Genomic DNA, 22406 nt, shown 5'->3' with positions numbered 1-22406 from the left:
CGCCCCATGATCGAGATCCTGAACCGCGCCGAACTGGCCCGGGCCAAGGACACCGGCGCCCTGGTCGCCGACATCCTGCGGACCGTGAGGAGCCGCTGCACGGTCGGCACGAACCTGCTGGACATCGACCGGTGGACGCAGCGCATGATCGTCGAGGCCGGCGCGCAGTCCTGCTACGTCGACTACGCGCCGTCCTTCGGACGCGGGCCGTTCGGCCACTACATCTGCACCGCCGTCAACGACGCGGTGCTGCACGGACTACCCCACGACTACTCGCTGGCCGACGGTGATCTGTTGACCCTCGACCTCGCCGTCTCGCTGGGCGGCGTCGCGGCGGACTCCGCGATCAGCTTCATCGTGGGCGACTCGAAGCCCCCGGAGAGCGTCGCGCTGATCGACGCGACCGAACGCGCGTTGAGCGCGGGGATAGCCGCCGCCCGGCCCGGGGCTCGGACCGGCGACATCTCGCACGCGATCGGCTCGGTCCTCGGTGCGGCGGGATACCCGATCAACACCGAGTTCGGCGGCCACGGCATCGGATCGACGATGCACCAGGACCCGCACATTTCGAACACCGGGCGGCCCGGCCGCGGGTACAAGCTGCGCCCGGGGCTGCTGCTGGCCCTGGAGCCGTGGGTGATGGCGGACACCGCCGAGCTGGTCACCGATGCCGACGGGTGGACGCTCCGAAGCGCGACCGGCTGCCGGACGGCACACAGCGAGCACACCGTCGCCATCACCGAGGACGGAGCCGAGATCCTCACCCGCTGACGCCCGCCCGGCGGACCGGGAGGGCGCCGGCCCGTAGGTACGAAGGGCGGGACAGCGGCCCTGCGGCCCCGCCCCGCCCCGTGTAACCGCGCCGCCCCCGAGAAGGCTTCGACCTACTCGGGCAACTTCGCCGCCGCCGCCCGATCCAGCAGCCACAACGTCGCGCCGGTGCCGTACGCCCCGGCCGCCGGGGTCTCGGCCGCGTCCGAGGAGGCCCGGGCCGTCGCCACCGCGTCCGCCTTGTCCTCGCCCGCCGCGAGCAGCCACACCTCGTGGGCGGCTCGAATCGCCGGGAAGGTCAGCGTGATCCGGGTCGGCGGCGGCTTGGGGGCCTCGCGAACCGCGACCACCGTGCGCACCGACTCCGCCGTCGCGGCGAAGCCCGGGAAGAGCGACGCCACATGCGTGTCGGGGCCGACCCCGAACATGGCCAGCGTGAACGCCGGCACCGCCGCGCCGTCCGGCGCGGCGGCGGCCAGTTCGGCCGCATAGCGCCGCGCCGCCGCGTCCACGTCGTCGCCGTCCGGACCGTCACTGGCCGGCATCGCGTGCACCAGCTCCGGCAACACCGGGACCGTGTCCAGCAACGCCTCGCGCGCCTGCGTCTCGTTGCGGTCGGGGTGACCCGCCGGCAGGAAACGCTCGTCGCCCCACCAGATGTGCAGCCGATCGAAGTCGATCGCGCCCAGCGTGGGCGTGAGCGACAACTCGTGCAACAACGCGTTGCCGTTGCGCCCACCGGTGAGCACGATGTGCGCGACGTCGAACTCGGCCTGGGCGTCCGCGACCCGCTGGATCAGGCCGGTCGCGGCCGCCTTGGCCATCAGCGCCGTGTCGGCGTGCACCCGGACCGGGCCGTGAGCGCTCACGCGCCGTCGCCCTTCTTCTTCCGGCCGGCGCGCGGTGCGGCCTCGCCCTTGTCGACCGCCTTGCGGGTGGCGACCCGCCGGCCGGCCGCCGCGCTCGACGTGCGCTTGAGCGGCGGAGCCGTACCGACGTCCGTGGTCGCCCGAGGGCGCGGCGCCTCGCCCTCCTCGATCCGCTCCACGTCCTGCACCGGCGTCTGGGACACCGCCGGCTCCGTGAAGGAGGCCGCGGAGGGCACCCGGGCCGCCTCCAACGCGGCGCGGGCCAGCGTCGCCGCGTAGACGTCGTCCGGGTCCAGTCGGCGCAGTTCCTCGGCGACCAGGTCGGATGCCTCGCGGCGCTTGAGCGCGACCACCCGGTCCGGCTGGCCGGGCGAGGACAACGACGCCATCATCCCGTCCGGACGGTCGATCACGATCTCGCCGTCCTCGGTCACCAGCGTCACCGAGGTGATCCCGGGACCACCGGTCTCGGTCCGCTCGACCTCGACCTCCAGGCGGTCGGTCAACCACAGCGCGAGCAGTTCCGCGCTCGGGTTGCCCGCCTTCGCGCCGACCTTCGCGCGCAGGATCCGGCTGTACTTCTGGTCCAGCGCCGCGGCCAGCAGGCTGCGCCACGGCGTGGTCCGGGTCCAGGCCAGGTCGGTGTCACCCGGCGTGTACGCGCTCGCCCGCAGCCGCAGCACATCGGCGCGGCGCGGCGGCGCGGCGGCGTCGGTCACCCGCCGCGTGGCCAGCGCACCGAGCAGGTCCTTGCTGGGCACCTCCGGCGCGCGTCCGGGCCACCACACCACGACCGGCGCGTCCGGCAGCAGCAGCGGCAACACCACCGACTCGGCGTGGTTGGCCAACTCGCCATGCATGCGCAGCAGTACGGTCTCGCCCACGCCCGAGTCGCCGACCCGGACCTCGGCGTCCAGGCGCGGCGCGATCTCCGCTCCCGGCCGGCCGATCACCACCAGGATCCGGGACGGGTGCTCGCGGGCAGCCGTGCTCGCGGCCTTCATCGCGTCGTACTGGTTGGCCTCGTCGGTGACGATGACCAGGGTGAGCACCATGCCGAGGGTGGGGCTGCCCATTCCTCGGCGGGCCTCCACCAGCGCGGCGTTGATCTTGCTCGATTTGGTGTCCGTCAGATCGATCATCATGGGCGGCGCCAGCTCCGTCCGTCACGTGCGAGCATCTCGTCGGCCGCGTCGGGACCCCAGGTCCCGGACACGTAGGGTTCGGGCTTGCCGTGCTGTGCCCAGTGCTCCTCGATCGGGTCGAGGATCTTCCAGGACAGCTCGACCTCCTCGTGCCGGGGGAACAGCGGCGCGTCGCCGAGCAGCACATCGAGCAGCAGTCGCTCGTACGCCTCCGGGCTCGACTCGGTGAACGACTCGCCGTACGCGAAGTCCATGTTGACGTCGCGCACCTCCATCGCGGTGCCCGGCACCTTGGAGCCGAAGCGCACCGTCATGCCCTCGTCCGGCTGCACCCGGATGACCAGGGCGTTCTGGCCCAGTTCCTCGGTCGCGGTGGCGTCGAAGGGCAGGTGCGGCGCGCGCTGGAAGACCACCGCGATCTCGGTGACCCGGCGGCCGAGCCGCTTGCCCGCGCGCAGGTAGAACGGCACGCCGGCCCAGCGCCGGTTGGCGATCTCCAGCTTGATCGCGGCGTAGGTGTCGGTGCGCGAGTCCGGCGGGATGCCGTCCTCTTCGAGGTAGCCCTTGGCCAGTTCGCCGCCCTGCCAGCCGCGGGTGTACTGGGCCCGGACGGTGCCGCGCGACAGGTCGTCGGGCAGCTTGACCGAGCTGAGCACCTTGAGCTTCTCGGCCACCAGCGAGTCGGCGTCGAAGGAGACCGGCTCCTCCATCGCGGTGAGCGCGAGCAGTTGCAGCAGGTGGTTCTGGATCACGTCGCGCGCGGCGCCGATGCCGTCGTAGTACCCGGCCCGGCCGCCGATGCCGATGTCCTCGGCCATGGTGATCTGCACGTGGTCCACGTACGACCGGTTCCACAGCGGCTCGAACATGGTGTTGGCGAAGCGCAACGCCATGATGTTCTGGACGGTTTCCTTGCCCAGGTAGTGGTCGATCCGGAAGACCGCCTCGGGCGGGAAGACCTCGTCGACGACCTTGTTCAGCTCGCGCGCGCTCTTGAGGTCGTGCCCGAACGGCTTCTCGATCACCACCCGGCGCCACGAGTCGGCCCTGGGGTCGGCGAGTCCGTGCTCCTTGAGCTGGCGGACCACCTCGGGGAATGCCTTCGGCGGTACCGACAGGTAGAACGCGTGGTTGCCCTGGGTGCCCTGCTGCTCGTCCAGCTCGTCGATCGTCTGGCGTAGCTGGTCGAACGCCTTGCCGTCGTCGAACTCGCCCTGGACGAACCGGAATCCCTCGGAGAGCTGCTGCCAGACCTCTTCCCGGAAGGGAGTTCGCGCGTGTTCCTTGACCGCCTCGTAGACGACCTGGGCGAAGTCCTGGTTCTCCCAGTCGCGTCGGGCGAACCCGGTCAGCGCGAAGCCCGGCGGCAGCAGGCCGCGGTTGGCCAGGTCGTAGATCGCCGGCATCAGCTTCTTGCGGGACAGGTCGCCGGTGACGCCGAAGATGACCAGGCCGGACGGGCCCGCGATGCGCGGGAGTCGGCGGTCCTGCGGGTCGCGCAGCGGGTTCTCCGGCCACACGGCCGGCTCGGGCTTGCCGGCTTTGGGGCTCATCGAGCCACTCCGTCCGCGAGGGCGCGGGCGGCGTCGAGCAGTTGCCCGAGTCCGGCCGCGCGGTCGGTCAGGTGCAGGCGCAGCACCGGGCGCTCGCGCGAGGTGATCGCGCCGAGGTCGCCCAGCGCCTGGGCCAGTTGCAGCCGGCCGAAGCTGTAGGGCTTGGCCGGCACGTCCAGGTCCTCGGCGTTGGCGCCGGTGATCTGGAGGAACACGCCGACCGCGGGCCCGCCCTTGTGGAACTGGCCGGTGGAGTGCAGGAATCGGGGCGCCCAGCCGAAGGTGACCTGCTCCCCGTCCAGTGCCTCGGCCAGCAACGGGCGCAGCCCGGGCGCGTCGGTGTCGCCGAGCCGGTCCAGGTAGGCCATCACCGCGAGGTAGCCGTGGTCCGGCACCGTCGCGAGCAGCGCGCGCAGCGCACCGGGCAGATCGCTCGCGCCGTCGAGCAGCGCGGCGTCGCCGTGCACCTCGACCGCGCCGTCGACGAAGGCGGGGGTGCCCACCGGCAGCGGGCCGTCGTCGCCGGCGCGGGTCAGCAACGCGCCGGTGTTGTCCTTGGATTCCTGCACGTTCGGCTGGTCGAACGGGTCGATGCCGATCACCCGACCGGCGATCGCGGTCGCGTACTCCCACAACAACAACTGCGCGCCCAGCGGACCGGAGACGCGCAGGTCGGCCTTGAGCCGGTCGATGTCCTCGTCGCCGATCACGGTACGCACCGCGTCGTCGCCCACCGCGTGGTCGAAGCCGGGCGCCTCCACACCCTCGACCACGACCGGCAGGATGCCGCGACCCTGCTTGCCGGTGGACTCGGCGATCAACTGCTCGGCCCAGTCGCCGAAGCCGACGATGTCGCCGGTGTCGGCGAGCACGAGCTTGTCCCGGCCGTGGTTGGCGGCGGCGCCGAGCACCACGCCCAGCAGCAGGCCCGGGTTGTCCCGGTCGCCGGCCAGCGCGGGGGCGAGCGCGGCGGCGTCGTCGAGGAGTTGCTCGACGTCCACGCCGGCCAGCGCGCTGGGCACCAGGCCGAACGCGGTCAGCGCCGAATAGCGGCCGCCGACGTTGGGGTCGGCGAGCACGATCGTGTAGCCGGCGTTGCGCGCGGTGTTCTCCAGCGGCGAGCCCGGGTCGGTGACGACCACGATCCGGCCGGCCAGTTGGTCGTTGGTGAGGCCCTCGTCCAGGAATGCCTGTTCGAACGCGCGGCGGTGGCTGTCGGTCTCCACGGTGCCGCCGCTCTTGCTGGAGACGACCACGACGGTGCGCTCCAGGTCCTCGCCGAGCGCGCGGCGGACCTGGGCGGGGTCCGTGGTGTCCAGCACGGTGAGCTTCTTGCCGTAGGTGGCGGTGATCACCTCGGGCGCCAGCGACGAGCCGCCCATGCCGGCCAGGACCACGTGGTCCAGGCCCTCGGCGCTCAGGCGCTCGCGCAGTTCGGCCAGTTGCGGCAGCAACGCGCGCGAGGAGGCGGGCAGGTCCACCCAACCCAGGCGGATCGCGGCCAGCGATTCGGCCTCCGGACCCCACAGCGTGGCGTCGGAGGCGACCAGGCGCGCGGGCGCCTTGTCCACGACGCAGGCGGTGAGCACTTCGGCGACTGCGACGGCGTGCGATAGATCACCGGAAACGGTGACGTCCACGCCGCCGGCGGTCACGCGTTCGTCGTTTGCGTGTACCACGGGCGGTCAGCCCTCCTGTTAATGGGGTGGGAGTGTGCTGAAATCATGCCCTGATTGCGTGGAGTATCCGTCTCGTCGCCGCCGAACGGGTCACCCGCGGCGGCGACGGGACGAATGGGTGCTGCACCGGTCGGCGAGGGAGGCCGACCGGGTGTCACGGTCGTGGGTCCGCGGGGCGGTCAGCCCTTGGCGAGGCGATCCAACTCGCCCTGCACGGACGCGAGCAGCTCGTTCCAGGAGGTCTCGAACTTCTCGACACCCTCCTCTTCGAGCAGGTCCACGACCTCGTCGTAGGAGATTCCGAGCTTGGCGACCGCGTCCAGGTCGGCCTGCGCCGACTCGTACGTGCCGTGCACGGTGTCGCCGGTGATGGCGCCGTGGTCGGCGACGGCGTCCAGGGTGGCCTCGGGCATCGTGTTCACGACGCCCTTGACGACCAGGTCGTCCACGTACATCGTGTCGCGGTACGCCGGGTCCTTGACGCCGGTCGAGGCCCACAGCGGGCGCTGCGGGCGGGCGCCGGCGGCGGCGAGGGCCTGCCAGCGCTCGGTGCCGAAGACCTCTTCGTACGCCTGGTAGGCCAGTCGCGCGTTGGCGACGGCGGCCTTGCCGGCCGCGGCCTTCGCCTCGTCCGTGCCGAGCGCCTTGAGCCGCTTGTCGATCTCGGTGTCCACCCGGGACACGAAGAAGGACGCGACGGACTCGATCCCGGAGATGTCCAGGCCGGCCGCGCGGGCGCGCTCGATGCCCTCGACGTAGGCCTCCATCACCTCGCGGTAGCGAGCCAGCGAGAAGATCAGCGTGACGTTGACGCTGATGCCCTCGGCGAGCGCCTGCGAGATCGCGGGCAGGCCGGCCTTGGTCGCCGGGATCTTGATGAACAGGTTCGGCCGGTCCACCAGCCACCACAGTTGGCGGGCCTCGGCGATGGTCGGCTCGGTCTTGTGCGCGAGGCGCGGGTCGACCTCGATCGACACCCGGCCGTCGACACCGTTCGTCGCGTCGTAGACCGGACGCAGCACGTCGCAGGCCTGGCGCACGTCGGCCGCGGTGATCATCCGCACGGCCTCTTCGACGGTCACGCCGCGCACCGCGAGGTCGCGCAGTTGGGCGTCGTAGACGTCGTTGCCGGTGATCGCCTTCTGGAAGATCGCCGGGTTGGTGGTCACGCCGACGACCTCGCGGTCGCGGACGAGTTCGTGCAGGTTGCCGGACTCCAGCCGCGTCCGGCTCAGATCGTCGAGCCATACGGCCACGCCCTCGGCGGACAGGCGACGCAGGGGTTCCGTCATGACAATTGGCTCCTTCTCGAGTCGGCGGCCGGGTCCGGCTGCCTCTTGGGCGACGGATCGGCGCCCGGCACGGGCGGTGCCGGGCGGGTGTTCCCACCCGACACCGCCCGTGGGCTTACGTGATCTTCAGCTACCGGCGTGCGCCAGGGATTCCCGGGCGGCCGAAACGACCGCCTCGTGGGTCAGCCCGAACTCCGCGAACAGCTTCTTGTAGTCCGCGGAAGCGCCGAAGTGCTCCAGCGAGACGATCCGGCCCGCGTCGCCGACCAGCTCGCGCCAGCCCTGCGCGATGCCCGCCTCGACGGACACGCGCGCCTTGACCGACGGCGGCAGCACCTGCTCGCGGTACGCCTGGTCCTGCGCCTCGAACCACTCCAGGCAGGGCAGCGAGACGACCCGGGTCGGCACGCCCTCGGCCTCCAGGACCTCGCGCGCCGCGACCGCGATCTGCACCTCGGAACCGGTGCCGATCAGGATCACCTGCGGCGTGCCGCTGGACGCCTCGGCCAGCACGTAGCCACCGCGCGCGGTACCCTCGGCCGGGCCGAACTCGGTGCGGTCCCAGGTCGGTACGTCCTGGCGGGTGAGCAGGAGGCCGGCCGGGCGGTCGGTGGTCTCCAGGATCTTGCGCCACGCCACCGCGACCTCGTTGGCGTCCGCCGGGCGGACCACGTCCAGGCCGGGGATCGCGCGCAGCGCCGCGATGTGCTCGATCGGCTGGTGGGTCGGGCCGTCCTCGCCCAGACCGATCGAGTCGTGCGTCCACACGTAGGTGGTGGGCAGCTTCATCAGCGCGGCCAGCCGCACGGCCGGGCGCATGTAGTCGCTGAACACCAGGAAGGTGCCGCCGTAGATGCGCGTCCCGCCGTGCAGCGCGATGCCGTTCATGGTCGAGCCCATGGCGTGCTCGCGGATGCCCCAGTGCACGGTCCGGCCGTAGGGGTTCGCGCCCTTGAGCGGGTTGCCCTCGGGCAGGAACGAACTGCCCTCGTCGATGGTGGTGTTGTTGGATTCGGCGAGGTCGGCCGAGCCGCCCCACAGCTCCGGGACGACCTCGCCGAGCGCGGCGAGCACCTTGCCGGACGCCTTGCGGGTCGCGACCGGCTTGCCGGCCTCGAACTCGGGCAGCACCTTCTCCCAGCCGTCGGGCAGCCGACGGGCGGAGATCCGGGTGTGCTCGGCGGCGCGCTCGGGGTTGGTCTCGGCCCACTTGGCGAACGCGCTCTTCCACGCGTCGTGCGCGGCACGGCCCCGGTCGACGACCTTGCGGGCGTGCGCGAGCACGTCGTCGGCGACCTCGAAGTCCTGCTCCGGATCGAAGCCCAGCACCCGCTTGGTGGCCGCGACCTCTTCGGCGCCGAGCGCCGAGCCGTGCGACTTGCCGGTGTTCTGCGCGTTCGGCGCGGGCCACGCGATGATCGTGCGCATGCCGATCATGGTCGGCCGGCCGGTCTCCGCCTTGCCCGCCTCCAGCGCCGCGTTCAGCGCCGCGACGTCGATGTCGCCGTTGGCCTGCGGCTCGACCCGGATGGTGTGCCAGCCGTAGGCCGCGTAGCGGGCGAGGACGTCCTCGCTGAACGCGGTCTCGGTGTCGCCCTCGATCGAGATGTGGTTGTCGTCGTAGACCACGACGAGGTTGCCCAGCTTCTGGTGGCCGGCGAGCGAGCTGGCCTCGGCGGAGATGCCCTCCTCGAGGTCGCCGTCGGAGGCGATCACCCAGATGGTGTGGTCGAACGGCGAGGTGCCGGGGGCGGCCTCGGGGTCGAACAGGCCGCGCTCGTAGCGGGCCGCCATCGCCATGCCGACCGCGTTGCCCACGCCCTGGCCGAGCGGCCCGGTGGTGGTCTCGACGCCGGTGGTGTGGCCGTGCTCCGGGTGGCCGGGGGTGCGGCTGCCCCAGGTGCGGAACGACTTGAGGTCGTCCAGGGTCAGGCCGTAGCCGGACAGGTAGAGCTGCGTGTAGAGGGTCAGGCTGGTGTGACCCGGGGACAGCACGAAGCGGTCGCGACCGGTCCAGTCCGGGTCGGTCGGGTCGTGGCGCAGGAACTTCTGCCAGATGAGGTATGCCGCCGGGGCCAGGCTCATGGCCGTTCCGGGGTGGCCGTTACCGACCTTCTGAACGGCGTCCATCGCCAGCACGCGAGCGGTATCGACGGCTCGCTTGTCGAGGTCGCTCCAGTCGAGAGAGCTGTTGTCGGGGGTCGGCTTGGTGCTCACCCTGTTCAGGGCTCCTTCCGGGGTTTTCCGGGATAGGCCGAAAAAAAGCGGCCGGGTCGGGGCCTTCGCCCCGGCGCCTCAGGCACGTGGCCGAGCCTACCGGGGGCGACACGGTCCCTCGCTCGGAGGACGCCCACCCGGGTGGTGACGTTCGCCTTGTGGACAGGACGGGAGTTACCCGCGGGACCTGATGCGACGCACGGTGGGCACGGGGCCCGGAGGTGCGGCACCTTCGTCTCGGCTACCCGGCGGTGCGGCGGGCATGCCCCGGAGGGTTTGTGCCCCTGGTGAGGGACTACAGTTTCCTGCTAGTGGGTCCGGGCCTCGACGTCCCGACGCCGCTTGCATACCGCTTACATATTGACGAGCAAACCGGCTTCCGGGTGGCACCCGGGCCCGGCCGAAAACGCTGCTGATGGGGTGTTCGTGACAGCCGTCGAATCCCGACCGGCCGGGCTGGTGGGAAATGCGCCCGCCGGCGCCCGCCCGCCGATGGCCCGGATTCTCGCCTTCGTGGCCCTCACCAAGCCGCGCATCATCGAGCTGCTGCTGATCAGCACGATCCCGGTGATGTTCCTCGCGGCACACGGCCTGCCGGACCTGGGTCTGGTGCTCCTGGTCGTGTTCGGCGGCTACCTCTCGGCCGGCAGCGCGAACGCCTTCAACATGTATCTCGACCGGGACATCGACCGGCTGATGCACCGCACCGAACGCCGGCCGCTGGTCACCGGGATGGTGTCGCCGCGCGAGTCGATCGTGTTCGCGAGCGTGCTGGGCGTGGTCTCCACCACATGGTTCTGGTTCCTGGTCAATCCGCTGTCCGCGGCGCTTTCGGTCTTCGCGATCTTCTATTACGTGGTCGTCTACACGATGCTGCTGAAGCGGCGCACGCCGCAGAACATCGTGTGGGGCGGTATCGCCGGCTGCATGCAGGTGCTGATCGGCTGGACCGCGGTGACCAATTCGCTGGACTGGGCCCCCGTGGTGTTGTTCGCGGTGATCTTCTTCTGGACGCCGCCGCATTATTGGCCGCTGTCGATGAAGTTCTCCGACGACTACAGCAACGCCGGTGTGCCGATGTTGCCGGTGGTGGCGGGCAACAAGGTCGTGGCGAACCAGATCGTGATCTACAGCTGGGTCATGGTCGGCGTCTCGATGCTGCTGTGGCCGGCCGCGGACACCGGGCCGCTCTACCCGGTCGCGGCGGCGCTGTTGGGCATCGCGTGGTTGTGGGAGGCGCACGGTCTCCAGCGTCGGGCCAAGGCCGAGATCACCGGCGGCAAGCTCAAGGAGATGCGGCTGTTCCACTGGTCGATCACCTACCTGACGCTCCTGTTCATCGCGGTGGCCGTCGACCCGCTGCTGTTCTGATCCGGGCCGGCGCGCGGGCCGCGGCCCGCCGGCGTCGATCCGGATCCGCCGGTTCCGGGCGACGTGATCCGGACCACGCGCGTTCGCTCGGATCCGGTGACGTGCCCTCGGTAATGTGGGCGCCATGACGGACACCGAGACCACGACGGCCACGCCGGACCCGGGTTCCCCGGATGCGCGGGTCGAGCGACAGGTGCGCAGGATCGCCAAACACATCGAGCGCTTCACCGCCGCGCACGGCGGCGGGGGCGACGCGATCGTCGAGTATGTCGGGCGCGACGCGACCCGGATCGTGCTCGTCGGGACCGACGGGGCGTGGGGCGACCAGGTCGTACGCAACCCGGACATCGCACGGGCGGCCATCGTCGCGGCGGGCGTCACGCTGCACGAGGAGTTCCCGAACGACCTCGCGGCCAAGGTGCGCACGACGAAGTACGAGTGGTCCCGGATGGCGGGCACGCAACTGGGCGGCACGCAGGGCTGACGCGGCAACGGCGCGGCCGCGGTACGCCGGGCCGCGCCCGTCCTCGGCGGCCGCCGAGGACGGGCGCGGCGCCCTACCCGATCAAGATCCCGGTCGGCCGGCTCGGGCCGGCTGTCGGGCGCACCGGTTGGCGCAGGATCGTGCGCAGTTTCTCCGGCGCGGTGCGGACCGGGTTGCCCAGGTAGATCTCGTGGTGCAGACCGGCCGGCTCGCGGCCCTCGGCGGCGACGAACGTGTACAGCCGGTCCAAGGTGGTGTGTTCCGTGTCGTACGGGCCGGTGTGCAGCACCTGGGCGCACTCCCCCTCGGCGATCCGGCGCAGTTGCACCCGGTCGACGGGCGCGGCCGGTTTCTTCTTCGCCGTCCGGACGCGGGCCTCGCACACGAGTGCTTCGTCGGCCTGTGCGGGCTGCATCAGCAACATCGTCCAGTGCCAGTGCGCCCGGTCGACGGCGTGGTCGAACCCGCCGCGGTCGTCCGTCCACCACCGGCCCTGCAACGGCGGTACCGAATACTCCACGATGCCCGCGCCCTTGAGCGCGAACCGGATCGTGTACGCGAGGCCGTACAGCGCCTCGACCGCCGCCGCGTAGTCCGCGCCGGCCGGATCGCCGCACCCGTCGACGGCCAGGAACGGCAGTTCCGGCACCCGCAGCAGGGTCGGCGTCGCCGAGGCGGTGTACAGCGACGCGTGGGTCTTCTTGAAGTCGATCCTGGGCATGCTCACGCGGCGGCCCTCTCGGTCTCGATCGGGATCGACACCCGAGTGGTCAGGTCCTCCGGGTCGGCCTCGTTCGGCGTCACCAGGTATTCCTCCCGCGCGGGGCCGGTCGCACGCAGCCCCTCGGCGTGCATCCGGCCGAGCAACGCGTGGTAGGCCAAAGGCAGTTGGGCGTAGGGGCCGATATGCACGGTGGTCAGGGCGGGGCCCTCGGGCAGCACGGACGACTCGGTGCCCGGCGGGTCGTCCCCGGTCCCGGTCGGCACGCCCACCACGATCCGCATGCCCTCGACCAGGTCGAGCGGGAACAGGCCGCGGATCGGCGGCGTCCAGGGCGTGCCCGCGAGTGCGCCGAGCAGCCGGGTGACGCAGGCCGCCGTGGCCGCGCCCAGGTCGGCGGGCCCGCAACCGGCCCGGACCGCGGTCAGGCGCAGTGCGGGCTCGTGGGTCGTGGTCACCTCGTGGTCGCCCGCGCGGTCCGCCGCCAACCGGTCCAGCAGGTGCAGCCGTTCGCGGTCGCGCGCGATGCGTTCGGCCAACCGGTCCCGCTCGGCCCGCAGCACCAGTGCGCGGTCGGTGCCCCGGGCGGCCAGGGTCTCGGCGATCACCGCCAACGGCACGTCGATCTCGCGCAGCAGTGCGACGGTCAGCGCGTCCCGGGCCTGGCCGGTCGCGTAATAGCGGTAGCCGGTGGCGCGATCCACCCGTTCGGGCCGCAACAGCCCGACGTCGTCGTAGTGCCGTAGTTGCTTGACGCTCAGCCGACACAGCCGGGCGAAGCGGCCGATGGTGAGCAGTTCATCTTCCTGCATGCCGTCATGCTGGACCCTCCCTCGGTGGGAGGGTCCAGCCGAGGCGGCGGTTGCCCCGGATCAGGAGTGGAAGATCTCCCTGATGTCGGTGATCTGGCCGGCCGCGTTCAGGGTGACGTCGTACGCGCCGAAGGACGAGCACGAGTTCGCGCCGTCGCCCTGCCCGGACAGGCACTTGTCGATGTGGTCCCACACCTGGCCGAGGTACTCCGCCTTCTTCGCCGGCGGGCCGACCAGTGTGCCGGTGGCCTTGGGCGCGAACACCAGCGGCGTCTGCTCGGCGCCGACCGCCTCGTAGTGGCCGTCGTTGGGGTCGCAGACGAACTTGGTGTTCTTGTAGTACAGCGAGTCCTTGGCCGGCGCCTTGATCGGATACACGATCCTGTGCCCGGCCTTGGCCGCGGGCGGCGGCCCGCAGTCGTCACCGGGTTCGGCGCTCCCGCCGCCGGCCGACGGCTTGGCCGACTTCGGCGCCTGGGTACGCGCCGGGCCGGAGGCGGTGGGAGCACCGCTCGGCGCGGGTGCCACCACCGGTGCCGTGGCGGCCGGTGTGTCGGCCGCCTTCGGTGTGTCCTTCTTGTCCTTGTCGTCCGTGTCGCACGCGACCAGCGCGAGCGCGGCGACCGTCACGGCGGTGATCCCACCCGACATCCTGCGAGTCGTCGAATACATCGAACCCCCTGTACGCCGGGCGCGAGGCGCCCGCACTTCGATGGAACCCGCACACATTAGCGATCTTGGAAGTCGCTCACCGGGCAACCGACACGCGTAAGGTCAAGAGGAGTTCAAGGTGTATATCGGGCGGGGCAAAATAGCGCTCGGTCGACATCCCGTCACCGAACGGGCGAGCCGACGGTGGCCGGATCCGTACCCGTTCGGCCCCGTCGGCGGCCCGCTCGCGATAGCGTCACGCGGAGGTCTTCGGGACCAGAGGCGAGGTGGGACCCGTGCGGTTCGGATGGCTGCGGCGCCATGAGCGTCACCTGGAGGAATACCGGCACCGGCGCGAGCAGGAGTCGCCGTGTCCGGGCCGAGCCATGCCCGAACCCCCGCCCGCCGTGCCGCCCTTGGTCGAATTCGTCCGCCGGGACGGGCGCGATCCGGCCGAACCGGAATCGAATCCGCCGGGTGGCAACGCCGCCGCGCCGGCCGAGTCCGACGACGCCGAGGCGACCCGGGCGCGGATGCTCACCGAGAAGGCCCAACAACTGACCCGGGCCGGTCGGCACGCGGACGCGGCGGCGCCCGCCCGCGCCGCGGTGCGGATGCTGGGTGTGCTGGCCGGCAAGGACCACCGCCGACACGGCCCCGCACTGGTCGGCGGGCTGCGCGCGTTCGCGGCCGTGCTGGCGGCCGACGGCCGGGCCGAGGACGCGGTCAAGGTGGCCGCGAGCGCCTGCGAGCACGCCCGCAGACTGGCCGCGCTCGACCACCGCGCACACCGCCCGCTGCTCGCCCTGGCGCTGCGCGAACTCGGCGCCCGGCTCGGCGACCACGGCGACGAGTCGGCCGCGCTGGGCGCGCTGCGCGAATCGGTGCAACTGTTTCGCACGCTCGCCGCGCAGAACCCCGAGCGGCATCGCGCCGAACTCGCCCTGTCCCTGGACGAACTCGCCGGCCGACTGGCCGCCACCGGCGCCGCGGACGCCGCGCTCGCGGCCTTCACCGAGGCCGAACGCCTGCTCGGGATCGGCCCGCCGCAGGCCCGTCAGGCCGCCGTGCTGCTGCGGCACGCGACCCTGCTCGCCCGGCTCGGCCGAGGCCCCGAGGCGATCGCGCTGGCCGGCGAGGCGGTCGAGGTGCGGCGCGGCTACGCGAGCGCGGAGCACGCGCCCGCCGGCCGCCGCGAGGACGAACTCGCCGCGTCGCTGCAGAGCCTGGGTCTGCTGCACAGCGCCGGCGGCGCGCACGACGAGGCGGTGGACGCGCTGGAGGAGGCGGTCCGGCTGCGGGCGAGACGGGTGCGGGCCGACCCCGTACTGGCCCGCCGTCCCGAAGTCCCGGTCACCTACGCGCTGTACGGCATCGTCCTGGTGGCGGCGGGCCGACCCGCCGACGCGGTCCCGCCGCTCGCCGCGGCGCTGGGCGTGGGCACCGCGCTGAACCTGGACCGGGTCTCCGACCTGGCCGGGGACACCCTGGTTCGGGCACATCGCGCCGATCCCGACGCGGTCCGCAACCGCTGGATGGCGGCCACCGGCGAGGAACTGCCCGCCTGGATCGAACGCGGCCAACGCCCGCTCCCGCACCAGGCCGACCGCCGCCGGGTGCACCGCCCCGAACCGCAGGAGGCGCTGCCGGCCCGCGACTGACGACGCGGATACCCGAACCCACGGCAGGACGACGAGAAGAGCCGCCGGGCGTCACCACACACCCGAAGGTGTGTCGCGACTCCCGGCGGCTCTGCCCACCGCGGCCCTACGGCCGCACAGGTGGGTCGAAGCTCACGAACTCAGAGCTCGCCGCGCAGCTTCGCCAGCGCCTCGGCGAGGATCGCCTCGCCGTCGGCATCGCTGCGACGCTCGCGCACGTAGGCGAGGTGCGTCTTGTAGGGCTCGGTACGCGGGGCGTCCGGCGGGTTGTGCTGGTCCTGCCCGGCGGGCAGGCCGCAGCGGGGGCAGTCCCACGTCTCGGGGACCTGAGCGTCGGTCGCGAAGCTCGGCTGCGTCTCGTGCTTGTTCGCGCACCAGAAAGAAATACGGAGACGTGGGGCTGCTTCGCCGCGCTCTGCCTCCCCCATCGGGCCGGCGCCGACCCGACTCCCACGGATGGCGTTGCCACTTGCCACGGTAAAAACTCCCCTTGGTCCTTGAGGTCGCGCCCCCGTTGCGCGGCTTGGCGTCCAGTGTACGTGCGCCCCGCGCAAGGTTGAACCGAGCGGTGGGCCTTTTCCGACAGTCCGTCAGAAAGGCCACCGCGCGGGTGGAAACAGCGGCCGAACCGGCGCTGTCAGTACGTGTTCTTGAGCAGCAGACCGAGTACGACGATCGTCACGAACCAGCACACACCGACGATGATGGTCATGCGGTCGAGGTTCTTCTCGACGACGGACGAACCGCCGAGCGAGGAGGACATGCCGCCGCCGAACAGGTCGGACAGGCCGCCGCCCTTGCCCTTGTGCAGCAGCACCAACAGCACCATGAGCAGGCTGAAGACGATCAGGGCGATCGAGAAACCGGTGACCACGGCCGGGCCCAACTCCTTCTGGCGGAACGCGGGGGCCGGGGATTCCCGGCCATCGGACAGAGTACGCTGCCGCGCCCCGCAAGTGGGAGCCGTACGGCCCTTCGGCTAATCCGGCGGATCATACTATTACGGCCCACCGGGCTCGGACCGCTCCCCCTCCGACGCCTGCCCGTGCGGCCCCTCGCCCGGTTCGCCGACCGGCTCCGGGTCGGCCGGTTCGACGTCCCCGGTGTCCTCGACCTCCACCCGGTGGCCGCTGCCGCCGACCAGCGCACCCGTGCTGGTCAGCGGATGTCCGGAAGCGGAACCGCGCACGGCCCGGGCCGCCCCGGTGCGGCGCACGGTGACCTGGTTGTCACCACCGGCGACGATCGCGCCGGTGTTGCTCACCGGGCCGCCGGACAGGCTGATCCCGTCGTTTCCACGCGGCTCGCTCTCGTCCGCTTCCTCGTCGTTGGATGCGGCGCTGTTCACGTGGTACCTCCCGCTGTCGATCGTGCGCCCGATCCGGCTCCGCCGGAACCTCGTACGGACGCCTGGATGCCCCGGCCGGCGACGATCGCGCCGCTGTTGTTCAGGTCACCGGAGACGTGCTGGATGATCCCGTTGTTCAGGACCATTTCGTTGCGTTGGCGATACTCGGTCACGTCCACGTTCTTGCGCTGGAGGAAGTCCAGCACGAATACGGTGAACTTGCGCTCGATCAGCTTGAGGTACTTCTCCGCGTCCGAGTTCTGGAAGAACGTGGCGTAGTTCGCCGACGCGCCCAGTTCGCGCACCGAGGCCCGGGCGCCGCAGTCCACCGGCAGATTGCGCGCGGCGCGCTCGTGGGCCGCCCGCAGATTGCCCGCCCGGCGCCACCACGAGGCCCACACCCGCATCAGCCGACCCGCCGAGGAGACCATCACCCCCGGGGCCTCCACCAGCGAGCGGCCCAGCGCCGCCCACAACGTCGCCGCGTCCGCGGTGTGCAGCCACTCGTCGGCCACGTGGAAGTCCGGGCGGATCGGCGGCAGCACCAGCTCGTGCAGTTCGGTGTACAGCAGTCGGCCGTCCATCGTGAAACGGATCAGCACCGACACCACCACCTCCTGCGACCACGTGCCCACCCGCACGCACAGGTAGCGCCGGGTGGCCTCGGCCGGCGGCGGCACCGGCCCCCCGGTCACCCCGCTGCTGAACTCGTGCATCTGCACGCTCAGCCCGGACAACCGGTGCCGACCCTCCTCGGACCGGGCCAACTCCTCGAACGACGTGCAGATCGCGCCGGTGAGTTCGTCGACGGTGAACGGGGTGTACGCCGTCTTCGCCCGCTTGCCCTCGCGCGGCGCGTCCAGCACGGACGGCTCGGCCCCGCGCAGCTCGACCGGGAAGGTCCAGCTCTCGACCAGTTCGCCGGCGCCGACGAACGGCAGGTAGCCGCTGTAGCGCACCGTGGACGGGATCGGCGGCGCGGCGGGCACGAACACCGTGTCCGAGGCGAGGGGCGCATGGGTGGGTCGCGGCGGCAGCACCTCCGCCAACGCCCCCTGCAAACCCCCCGGCCCGGCGTACCCGCTCCCGTCGGCGGGCGGCCGGGTCGGCACCCAGCTCCGCCCCGGCCCCAGATCCGAGACCACGGTGGCGCGCTGCTGCATGCGTTCGATCCACACCACGAAGACCACGACCGCGTAGGTCGGCAGTACGGTCACCGCCAGGGTGTCGATCGCCGGGAAGCCGCCGTCCCCGCCCGCCACGTACAACATCAGCCCGAACAGCAGCGCCGCCACCCAGGACACCTGCGCCGCCGCCCGGGTCCGAAAGTCGCGCACCCCGCCCCCGCCGGCGACGCCCGAACGCACGGTCAGCAACCCGACGAAGACCACAATGGCGAGCCAGAACAACCCGGGCGCGAAGCCGAAGCCGATCAGGAACATCACCGCCGGCACCAGGAACGCGATCACGTCGCGCAGGATGCGCCGCCGCCGTGCGGCCAACGCATGCTCCAGGACCGCCTGTTCGTTGTATCCGTAGGACGGCGCCCGGTCGCGGTGCGCGTTCTCCCACAACTCCTCGATCACCCGTGCGGCGAACCGCTCGTCGATCTCCGCGCCCGTGCACAGATATCGCGTGGCACCGGTATCCCCGGTTCTGGACATGTCTGGAAATGGCACCCGGACCCCCTGGGGTCGGCCGGCCGATCCACCCTGAAGGGGCGACTACCGGCCACTTGGCGATGACTTATGGTCAGTCACCCGTTACGGGAGGGGCAAGCGGAATGGAAATAGTTGCGCCGGGTTTATGGGGAACGAACGATTCCGGCCGGCGGCCGGCGACGACCGGTTCCGGGCATCGCAAAGGGCCCGGAGCGGCATCCCGCTCCGGGCCCTTTCGTGATGCCCGGATCAACCGGCCTCGGCCGTCAGCCGGCCTTCTTCTCCTGGTAGCGGACGATCTGCGCGAACTCCTCGGCGGCCAGGCAGGCCCCGCCGACCAGGCCGCCGTCCACGTCCGGCTGCGCCATCAGCCCGGCCACGTTGCCGGGCTTCATCGAACCGCCGTACAACACCCGCACCCGGTCCGCGAGTTCCGGCGAGTACAGCTCGGCGAGCTTGGCCCGGATCGCCGAGCACACCTCCTGCGCGTCATCCGGCGTGGCCACCTCGCCGGTGCCGATCGCCCAGACCGGCTCGTACGCGATCACCACGGACTCGGCCTGCTCGGCGGTGATGCCCTTGAGCGCACCCTCGACCTGGGCGAGCGTGTGGGCCACGTGCCGGCCCGCCTTGCGTACGTCCAGGCCCTCGCCGACACACACGATCGGCACCAGGCCGCTGCGATAGGCGGCGTGCGCCTTCGCGTTCACCACGGTGTCGTCCTCGGCGTGGTACTGCCGCCGCTCGGAGTGGCCGACCAGCGCGTAGGTGCAGTTCAGTTTGGCGAGCATGGACCCGGCGATCTCGCCGGTGTAGGCGCCGCCCTCGTGTTGCGAGATGTCCTGCGCGCCGTAGCTGAAGCGCAGCTTGTCCGCGTCGACCATGGTCTGCACCGAGCGCAGATCGGTGAACGGCGGCAGCACCGCGACCTCGACCCGGTCGAAGTCCTTGTCGTTCAGGGTGAACGCGAGCTTTTGCACCAGGGAGATGGCCTCGAGGTGGTTGAGGTTCATCTTCCAGTTGCCCGCCATCAGCGGGATGCGGCCGGTGTTGTCGTTGAGCGCAGACATCGGGATCAGCCCTCCAGGGCTTCGAGACCGGGCAGGGACTTGCCTTCGAGGTATTCCAGGCTCGCGCCGCCACCGGTCGAGATGTGACCGAAGGCGTTCTCGTCGAAGCCGAGGGTGCGCACCGCCGCGGCCGAGTCGCCGCCGCCGACCACGGTGAACGCGTCGGAGTCGATCAGGCCCTGCGCCACCGCGCGGGTGCCGTGGCTGTACGGCTCCATCTCGAACACGCCCATCGGGCCGTTCCAGAACACCGTCTGCGCGTCGGCGAGCTTGTCCGCGAACAGTTCGCCGGACGCCGGACCGATGTCCAGGCCCAGCCGGTCGGCCGGGATGGCGTCGGCGGAGACCACCGCGTGGTCCGCGTCGGCGGCGAACGCGGTGGCCGCGATCACGTCGACGGGCAGCACGAACTCGACGCCGCCCGCCTCGGCCCGGGCCAGGTATTCGCGGACCCGGTCGAGCTGGTCCTTCTCCAGCAGCGACTTGCCCACCTCGTGGCCCTGCGCGGCCAGGAAGGTGAACACCATGCCGCCGCCGACCAGGATCCGGTCCGCCTTGTCCAGCAGGCTGTCGATGACGCCGAGCTTGTCGGACACCTTCGACCCGCCCAGGATCACCGCGTACGGACGCTGCACGTTCTCGGTGAGCCGCTCGAGCACGTCCAACTCGGTGGCGATCAGGCCGCCGACCGCGTGCGGCAGCCGGGCCGGCACGTCGTACACCGAGGCGTGCTTGCGGTGCACCGCGCCGAAGCCGTCGCCGACGTAGACGTCGGCGAGCTCGGCGAGGCGGTCCGCGAAGGCACCGCGCTCGGCGTCGTCCTTGGCCGTCTCGCCCGGGTTGAAGCGCAGGTTCTCCAGCAGCGCGACCTCGCCGTCGGCGAGCCCCAGGGCCGTGGTCCGGGCGCTGTCGCCGACCGTGTCGGTCGCGAACGCCACGTCGGCGCCCAGCAGTTCACCCAGCCGGGCGGCGACCGGGGCGAGCGAGAACCGCGGCTCGGGAGCGCCCTCGGGCCGGCCCAGGTGCGAGCACACGATCACCTTGGCGCCGCGCGCGACCAGGGCCTCGATGGTCGGCACGCTCGCCCGGATCCGACCGTCGTCGGTGATCCGCCCGCCGTCGAGCGGGACGTTGAGGTCGGCGCGCACCAGGACGCGCCTACCGGATACCTCGATGTCGTCGATGGTCTTCAAGTTCGATTCGTCCTTGGCTGGAGGAAACGGGTGGGGGTTGCAGAAACGGGCCCGGGTGACGACGTGTCACCCGGGCCCGCATCGTCAAGCGTCATCGGTGCGTGTGCCGCACCGTCAGAGCTGACCACCGATGTAGCCGACCAGGTCGACCAGACGGTTGCTGTAGCCCCACTCGTTGTCGTACCAGCCGACGACCTTGACCTGCTTGCCCTGGGCCATGGTCAGGCCCGAGTCGAAGGTGCACGAGGACGGGTCGGTGACGATGTCCGAGGAGACGATCGGGTCCTCGGTGTAGGTCAGGTAGCCCTTGAGCGCGCCCTCGGCGGCCTTCTGGAAGGCGGCGTTGACCTCGTCGCGGGTCACCTCGCGCTCCAGCTCGACGACCAGGTCGGTGACCGAGCCGGTGGGGACCGGGACGCGCATGGCGATGCCGTCCAGCTTGCCCTTGAGCTCGGGGATGACCAGCGCGGTGGCCTTGGCGGCACCCGTCGAGGTCGGGATGATGTTGGTCGCGGCGGCCCGCGCACGGCGCAGGTCCGAGTGCGGGAAGTCCAGGATGACCTGGTCGTTCGTGTACGCGTGGACCGTGGTCATCATGCCCTTGACCAGGCCGAAGTTCTCCAGGAGAACCTTGGCCATCGGCGCGACGCAGTTCGTCGTGCAGGAGGCGTTCGAGATGATCGTGTGCGCCGCGGCGTCGTACTTCTCGTGGTTGACGCCCATCACGATGGTGACGTCCTCATTCTTGGCCGGAGCCGAGATGATGACCTTCTTCGCGCCGGCCTCGATGTGCTTCTTGGCCTTCTCGGCGTCCGTGAAGATGCCGGTGGACTCGATCACGATGTCCGCGCCCAGCTCGCCCCAGGGCAGAGCGGCCGGGTCGCGCTCGGCGATGACCTTGAAGGTCTTGTCGCCGACGGTGATCGCGTCGTCGGTGTAGGTGACCTCCTGGCCGATCCGGCCGAGGATGCTGTCGTACTTCAGCAGGTGGGCCAGGGTCGCGATGTTCGTGAGGTCGTTGACCCCGACGATCTCGAAGTCCGCGCCCGAGGCCAGCGCCGCGCGGAAGAAGTTGCGGCCGATACGGCCGAATCCGTTGATGCCTACCCGGATCGTCACGAACCGATCTCCTCTGTCGAACGCCGAATGCCCTGATGGTGAATGGCCGAGGAGATGGTCAGTGGAATCTGCGATATCCCCGGCCATGTCCGACCCTACCGTGACGCCCCGGGCACCTTCACGCAGGCTTGCTGCGCAAAGTGCCCGAGGCGGGACGGACCATCGGAAAAGCGGATCAACGGGTGGTCGAAAATGCGGTCACTTCTCGCCGACGGACTTGGTGATTCCGAAGGCCGCGCCCCCGGCGAAGACGAAGACGAGGAAGTCCTGGAAGTCCAGCGTCTCCGTCCAACCGTCGACGAGTTCGCTGCCGAAGTCGGAGATCACGTCGAGCACCGAGATGTCCAGTTCGTCGCCGACGAACAGGGTGACCGCGGTGAGCTGCCCCAGCGCGACCCCCACGAGCGCGAACAGCGCCGCGACGAACGGCAGCACCGGGTTGCGTCCACCGATCCGCCCCACCGCGAACGCGATCAGCGCCGCGACACCCACGCCGAACCAGGTGCTCCGGATTTCCAGCGACTTGACGATCACGCCGTACACCCCGGCGCCGACCAGCATCGCCACCACCCCGGCCGCGATGGCCAGGCCCGCGTTGCCCTGCCGGTTCGGCTGCCGCGGCGGCGGACCGCCATACGGCCCCGACCCGAACGGCCCGGGCGGGCCCGGCTGTTGCTGCCCCCACTGACCCGGGCCGGGTTGGTTCGGCGGCGGCCCCCAAGGACCGGGCGCGTTGTTGCTCAAGGTGATTCCCCCCGAAAAAAGTGCACACGCGGGAACTCGCGTGTG

At 71.3% G+C, this 22406-nt stretch carries 21 protein-coding genes; 4 read left to right on the top strand and 17 right to left on the bottom strand.

Annotated elements, in window-relative coordinates; all coding sequences use genetic code 11:
* The first annotated feature begins 6 nt into the window (after positions 1-6).
* Positions 7-771, top strand: coding sequence for a type I methionyl aminopeptidase (gene map / locus ACH4U8_RS18725; protein WP_360305257.1), 765 nt, complete (start codon positions 7-9; stop codon positions 769-771).
* A 113-nt stretch (positions 772-884) separates the two neighbouring features.
* Here the strand turns inward: map and pgl are convergent, their stop codons facing one another.
* The 6 genes from pgl to tkt form a co-directional block, all read right to left on the bottom strand.
* Positions 885-1640 carry a 6-phosphogluconolactonase gene (gene pgl / locus ACH4U8_RS18720; RefSeq protein ID WP_379988043.1) on the bottom strand — a complete coding sequence of 252 codons (756 nt, stop codon included), beginning with the start codon at positions 1638-1640 and terminating at the stop codon, positions 885-887.
* A complete protein-coding gene (opcA, locus tag ACH4U8_RS18715; RefSeq protein ID WP_360305256.1) occupies positions 1637-2785 on the bottom strand; it encodes a glucose-6-phosphate dehydrogenase assembly protein OpcA in 1149 nt (382 codons plus the stop codon). The genes pgl and opcA overlap by 4 nt, the downstream gene beginning before the upstream one ends.
* Positions 2782-4338, bottom strand: coding sequence for a glucose-6-phosphate dehydrogenase (gene zwf, locus ACH4U8_RS18710; protein WP_360305254.1), 1557 nt, complete (start codon positions 4336-4338; stop codon positions 2782-2784). The genes opcA and zwf overlap by 4 nt, the downstream gene beginning before the upstream one ends.
* Entirely contained in the window at positions 4335-6017 is a 1683-nt protein-coding gene (locus ACH4U8_RS18705; protein WP_395778810.1) for a glucose-6-phosphate isomerase, read from the bottom strand. The genes zwf and ACH4U8_RS18705 overlap by 4 nt, the downstream gene beginning before the upstream one ends.
* 179 nt (positions 6018-6196) lie before the next feature.
* The gene (gene tal / locus ACH4U8_RS18700) at positions 6197-7309 is read right to left on the bottom strand and encodes a transaldolase (RefSeq protein WP_360305250.1); all 1113 of its coding nucleotides are present in this window, start codon (positions 7307-7309) and stop codon (positions 6197-6199) included.
* 126 nt (positions 7310-7435) lie between these two features.
* The gene (gene tkt / locus ACH4U8_RS18695) at positions 7436-9526 is read right to left on the bottom strand and encodes a transketolase (RefSeq protein WP_395778808.1); all 2091 of its coding nucleotides are present in this window, start codon (positions 9524-9526) and stop codon (positions 7436-7438) included.
* A 426-nt stretch (positions 9527-9952) separates the two neighbouring features.
* Between tkt and ACH4U8_RS18690 the strand changes: the two genes are divergently transcribed.
* Together ACH4U8_RS18690 and ACH4U8_RS18685 are read left to right on the top strand one after the other, a co-directional pair.
* Positions 9953-10897: a heme o synthase gene (locus ACH4U8_RS18690; protein ID WP_360305246.1), complete on the top strand. Its 945-nt coding sequence runs from the start codon at positions 9953-9955 to the stop codon at positions 10895-10897.
* 124 nt (positions 10898-11021) lie between these two features.
* On the top strand, positions 11022-11381 hold the full coding sequence (locus ACH4U8_RS18685) for a hypothetical protein (protein ID WP_360305244.1): 360 nt from the start codon (positions 11022-11024) through the stop codon (positions 11379-11381).
* Positions 11382-11454: 73 nt separating this feature from the next.
* Here the strand turns inward: ACH4U8_RS18685 and ACH4U8_RS18680 are convergent, their stop codons facing one another.
* The 3 genes from ACH4U8_RS18680 to ACH4U8_RS18670 are packed head-to-tail and all read right to left on the bottom strand — an operon-like array spanning position 11455 to position 13565.
* Positions 11455-12102 (bottom strand): GyrI-like domain-containing protein, encoded by a 648-nt coding sequence (locus ACH4U8_RS18680; protein WP_395778902.1) that lies wholly within the window; start codon positions 12100-12102, stop codon positions 11455-11457.
* 2 nt (positions 12103-12104) lie between these two features.
* The gene (locus ACH4U8_RS18675) at positions 12105-12914 is read right to left on the bottom strand and encodes a MerR family transcriptional regulator (protein WP_395778806.1); all 810 of its coding nucleotides are present in this window, start codon (positions 12912-12914) and stop codon (positions 12105-12107) included.
* A 60-nt stretch (positions 12915-12974) separates the two neighbouring features.
* Positions 12975-13565, bottom strand: a complete 591-nt coding sequence (locus tag ACH4U8_RS18670) for a hypothetical protein (RefSeq protein ID WP_395778804.1) — start codon at positions 13563-13565, stop codon at positions 12975-12977.
* A gap of 296 nt (positions 13566-13861) precedes the next feature.
* Between ACH4U8_RS18670 and ACH4U8_RS18665 the strand changes: the two genes are divergently transcribed.
* On the top strand, positions 13862-15226 hold the full coding sequence (locus ACH4U8_RS18665) for a hypothetical protein (RefSeq protein ID WP_395778802.1): 1365 nt from the start codon (positions 13862-13864) through the stop codon (positions 15224-15226).
* A 140-nt stretch (positions 15227-15366) separates the two neighbouring features.
* On the opposite strand, the gene ACH4U8_RS18660 is transcribed toward ACH4U8_RS18665, so the two are convergent.
* The 8 genes from ACH4U8_RS18660 to ACH4U8_RS18625 all read right to left on the bottom strand — a co-directional run bounded on the left by ACH4U8_RS18660 (position 15367) and on the right by ACH4U8_RS18625 (position 22361).
* Positions 15367-15654: an RNA polymerase-binding protein RbpA gene (locus ACH4U8_RS18660; RefSeq protein ID WP_020553570.1), complete on the bottom strand. Its 288-nt coding sequence runs from the start codon at positions 15652-15654 to the stop codon at positions 15367-15369.
* 209 nt (positions 15655-15863) lie between these two features.
* A complete protein-coding gene (gene secG / locus ACH4U8_RS18655) occupies positions 15864-16100 on the bottom strand; it encodes a preprotein translocase subunit SecG (protein WP_026218871.1) in 237 nt (78 codons plus the stop codon).
* 126 nt (positions 16101-16226) lie between these two features.
* Positions 16227-16574 (bottom strand): hypothetical protein, encoded by a 348-nt coding sequence (locus tag ACH4U8_RS18650; protein WP_395778800.1) that lies wholly within the window; start codon positions 16572-16574, stop codon positions 16227-16229.
* Positions 16571-18238: a hypothetical protein gene (locus tag ACH4U8_RS18645; RefSeq protein WP_360305234.1), complete on the bottom strand. Its 1668-nt coding sequence runs from the start codon at positions 18236-18238 to the stop codon at positions 16571-16573. Before ACH4U8_RS18645 ends, ACH4U8_RS18650 begins: the two co-directional genes overlap by 4 nt.
* Before the next feature lie 263 nt (positions 18239-18501).
* Complete coding sequence (tpiA, locus tag ACH4U8_RS18640) at positions 18502-19305, bottom strand: triose-phosphate isomerase (RefSeq protein ID WP_360305232.1); 804 nt, start codon at positions 19303-19305, stop codon at positions 18502-18504.
* Between the two features lie 5 nt (positions 19306-19310).
* Positions 19311-20498 carry a phosphoglycerate kinase gene (locus ACH4U8_RS18635; protein WP_360305230.1) on the bottom strand — a complete coding sequence of 396 codons (1188 nt, stop codon included), beginning with the start codon at positions 20496-20498 and terminating at the stop codon, positions 19311-19313.
* Between the two features lie 114 nt (positions 20499-20612).
* Positions 20613-21617, bottom strand: coding sequence for a type I glyceraldehyde-3-phosphate dehydrogenase (gap, locus tag ACH4U8_RS18630; protein WP_360305228.1), 1005 nt, complete (start codon positions 21615-21617; stop codon positions 20613-20615).
* A gap of 198 nt (positions 21618-21815) precedes the next feature.
* Complete coding sequence (locus ACH4U8_RS18625) at positions 21816-22361, bottom strand: hypothetical protein (RefSeq protein ID WP_395778798.1); 546 nt, start codon at positions 22359-22361, stop codon at positions 21816-21818.
* Between the last annotated feature and the right edge of the window lie 45 nt (positions 22362-22406).

Origin of the sequence: Embleya sp. NPDC020886, from assembly GCF_044333915.1 — a bacterium.
GTDB lineage: Bacteria > Actinomycetota > Actinomycetes > Streptomycetales > Streptomycetaceae > Embleya.
This window is presented reverse-complemented; position numbering and strand designations above follow the sequence as displayed.

What these genes read in the sequence shown, in the direction of transcription:
- map (WP_360305257.1), top strand. Translation starts at nt 7, where the DNA reads ATGATCGAGATCCTGAACCGCGCCGAACTGGCCCGGGCCAAGGACACC.
- opcA (WP_360305256.1), bottom strand. Translation starts at nt 2,785, where the DNA reads ATGATGATCGATCTGACGGACACCAAATCGAGCAAGATCAACGCCGCG.
- zwf (WP_360305254.1), bottom strand. Translation starts at nt 4,338, where the DNA reads ATGAGCCCCAAAGCCGGCAAGCCCGAGCCGGCCGTGTGGCCGGAGAAC.
- tal (WP_360305250.1), bottom strand. Translation starts at nt 7,309, where the DNA reads ATGACGGAACCCCTGCGTCGCCTGTCCGCCGAGGGCGTGGCCGTATGG.
- ACH4U8_RS18685 (WP_360305244.1), top strand. Translation starts at nt 11,022, where the DNA reads ATGACGGACACCGAGACCACGACGGCCACGCCGGACCCGGGTTCCCCG.
- ACH4U8_RS18680 (WP_395778902.1), bottom strand. Translation starts at nt 12,102, where the DNA reads ATGCCCAGGATCGACTTCAAGAAGACCCACGCGTCGCTGTACACCGCC.
- ACH4U8_RS18675 (WP_395778806.1), bottom strand. Translation starts at nt 12,914, where the DNA reads ATGCAGGAAGATGAACTGCTCACCATCGGCCGCTTCGCCCGGCTGTGT.
- ACH4U8_RS18670 (WP_395778804.1), bottom strand. Translation starts at nt 13,565, where the DNA reads ATGTCGGGTGGGATCACCGCCGTGACGGTCGCCGCGCTCGCGCTGGTC.
- ACH4U8_RS18660 (WP_020553570.1), bottom strand. Translation starts at nt 15,654, where the DNA reads ATGGGGGAGGCAGAGCGCGGCGAAGCAGCCCCACGTCTCCGTATTTCT.
- ACH4U8_RS18645 (WP_360305234.1), bottom strand. Translation starts at nt 18,238, where the DNA reads ATGTCCAGAACCGGGGATACCGGTGCCACGCGATATCTGTGCACGGGC.
- tpiA (WP_360305232.1), bottom strand. Translation starts at nt 19,305, where the DNA reads ATGTCTGCGCTCAACGACAACACCGGCCGCATCCCGCTGATGGCGGGC.